This is a genomic window from Frankia tisae (genome assembly GCF_025403405.1).
Taxonomy (GTDB): domain Bacteria; phylum Actinomycetota; class Actinomycetes; order Frankiales; family Frankiaceae; genus Frankia; species Frankia tisai.
This window is the reverse complement of sequence record NZ_JANEZT010000582.1, coordinates 1-2,580: the sequence shown is the minus strand read 5'-3', so window position 1 is coordinate 2,580 and position 2,580 is coordinate 1. Positions and strand designations below refer to the sequence as shown.

Annotated in this window: 2 protein-coding genes; both read left to right on the top strand. The window is 74.0% G+C overall.

The window, feature by feature from the left end; translation table 11 throughout:
• Window positions 1–688, top strand: a 688-nt coding sequence (locus NBZ85_RS30120) for a GNAT family N-acetyltransferase (protein WP_261563320.1), incomplete at its 5' end; no start/stop codon positions are given.
• A gap of 306 nt (window positions 689–994) precedes the next feature.
• Window positions 995–2,580 (top strand): substrate-binding and VWA domain-containing protein (locus tag NBZ85_RS30115; protein WP_261563319.1); only part of this gene is annotated, 1,586 nt, incomplete at its 3' end.

The following is a 2,580-nucleotide window of genomic DNA, read 5'->3' as shown; positions in this document are numbered from 1 at the left end:
GGCGGATGGCTGGGCCGAGGGCATCGGCGCCTCCCTGCGGGCCGGGCTCGAGGCCCTCGCCGGCACCGGCGCCGACGCCGCGATCGTGACGCTCGTGGACCAGCCCGGCCTGACCGCAGCCGCGATCCGCCGCCTGGTCGACGCCGCCGCGCCGGCCGGCGGCTACCAGCGGTATCCCGCGCTGACCGCGACCTACCGCGGGCAGCCGGGCCATCCCGTCCTGCTGCGCCGGGCTGTCTGGGCCGACGTCGCCGCCCTCGCCCGCGGGGAGGTCGGCGCGCGGGCCTGGCTGCGCGCCCACCCAGCGGCGGTCGGCCGGGTGGCCTGCGACGGCCTCGGCACCCCCGCGGACGTCGACACCCCAGCCGACCTCGCCGGCATCGGGGAGGATGCCGACATGGACCTGTCTGTCACCGACAACACCGACCGCTTCCGCTACGAGGCGCTGACGCCGACCGGCGAGGTCGCCGGTTTCGCGCAGTACCAGAAGCGGGCAGATCGAATCATCTTCATCCACACCGAGGTGAGTCCGGAGTTCTCCGGCCAGGGAGTGGGCTCCACCCTCGCCGCCGAGGCGTTGGACGATGTTCGCCGGCAGGGCCTGGCCGTGGTCCCTCAGTGCCCCTACATCCGCGCGTTCATCGATCGCCATCCGGCCTACGCCGATCTCGTCGTGGCCGATGCGTGAGCCCCGGCCCGACTGACGCGGAGCGAACATCCGGCCTGGTAGGACACCATGCCGACGACGTGAGAAACGGAGGAACAACGCCGAGCCCCGGATTTCCAAGATGAGCTGACGGCCGGCCCGCGGCTGGCAGTATCGGCGGCACGAAAACCGATGCGAGGCACAACGCTCCCGATTCCCGGATCGGCGGGGAACGACGGGGAGTGCGGTCAACCGTTGCGCGGTGGGCTCGGCGGGAGAAGTAGTCACATCATCGTGGTGGCGGCGGGTTCGGAACAGCCGCGGCGCCTCCCGTGAAAGGACGTCTGTGTGTCCGACGCCCGTCATCGGTCCCCAGCTGGAGGTCCCCGCGGCGCCGTGCCACGCCGCCGCGACCGGCGTGTCGGCAGGCCGCCGCACGGGCGGTCCGCGCGGACTGAGCGGTCCGGCCCGGGCGCTCGGCGCCGGGGTTGGCGGGCCCGCGGGATCGGTCTCGGCGCGGTCAGCAGTGCCGCTCTACTCGTCCTCGGCGGCCTCACAATCACCGGCGTCGGGTTCGCAGCGGCCTCCGTCTGGCACGGCGGCGCGCCGGACGAGTGCGCCGACGGCACCACCCGAACCACGCTGACCATCACCACCGCCCCGACCCTGACCGCGCCGATCCGCCGGCTGGCCACCGAGTTCAGCCGGGCGCACTCCGACCGGAGCGGGCCCTGTGTGACCTTCGAGGTGTCCGCGACGCCGTCCGACCGGGCGCTCGACGCGCTGTCGCGTGCAAACGCGACCGGCTCGGCCGTTCCCGACGTGTGGATCCCCGAGTCGGCGGACTGGCTGGAGCTGGGGCAGGAGTCGAACAGCGCGGCGCAGCAGCTACCGGCACGGGCGACGACGATCGCCGGCTCCCCCGTCGTCATCGCGATGCCCCGGCTGATGGCGCAGCAGCTCGGCTGGCCCGAACATCACCTGACCTGGGCTGATCTCGCGGCGGACGCGAACAGGACCGCCTTCTGGCCCGGCCGCGGGGAGCCCCGGTGGGGCGAGTTCCGCCTCGCCATGGCCAACCCGGAGAACTCGGCGGCGGCGCTGCGGGCGGTCATCGGCACGGTCGGGGCGGCGCGCCGGCTGGCCCCCGCGGACATGACGCCGGGCACCTTCGACCAGGATCGGGCGGCCCAGGCCACGGTGCTGCAGCTGGAGCGCTCGATCGACTGGCTGCCCCAGTACGACCACCAGCTGTTCGACTCGGTCCGCGACGGCGGCACGGAGAACGGCGCCACCGGCAGCGCCCCATCCGCCTTCCCTGCTCTGGAGTCCGACGTCATCGCCTACAACCGGACCCTGGCGGCCCGGGCAGGAACCAGCTCCCCGTCGACGCTGGTCGCCTCCTACCCTGCCGACGGCGCGTTCACGGCAACAGTGCCCTACATCGTCCTCAAGCGGACGACGGACTCGGCGCCCAGGCGCGCCGCGGCGACCGCCTTCGCCGCCTACCTGCGCGGCGATGCCGGACGGCAGGCGCTGACCGCGGCCGGCTTCCGCACCCCGCTGGAACTGCAGGGCGGCGACGACCCGAACGGGCTGTCGGCGAGCCTCAACGTCACCGACGGCGTACGTTCCACCCCGCCGAAACTCGCCAGTACCGACGCCTCGGACAGCGTGCTCGGGACCGCGCGTCGATTCTTCCGGCACAGCCGGGAACGCGGGGCCACGCTTGCCGTGTTCGACACGTCCGGTTCGATGGCACTGCCGCTGACGGGCGGCGCCGGTCGCACCCGCATCCAGGCGGCCGCGGACACGGCGCTGGCCGGCCTGCGGCTGCTCGCGCCGGACAGCGAGGTCGGGCTCTGGCAGTCATCCGCCGAACTGCCCGGGGGCCACCAGGAGCTCGCCCCGCTGGCCCGCCTGAACGCGCCGGG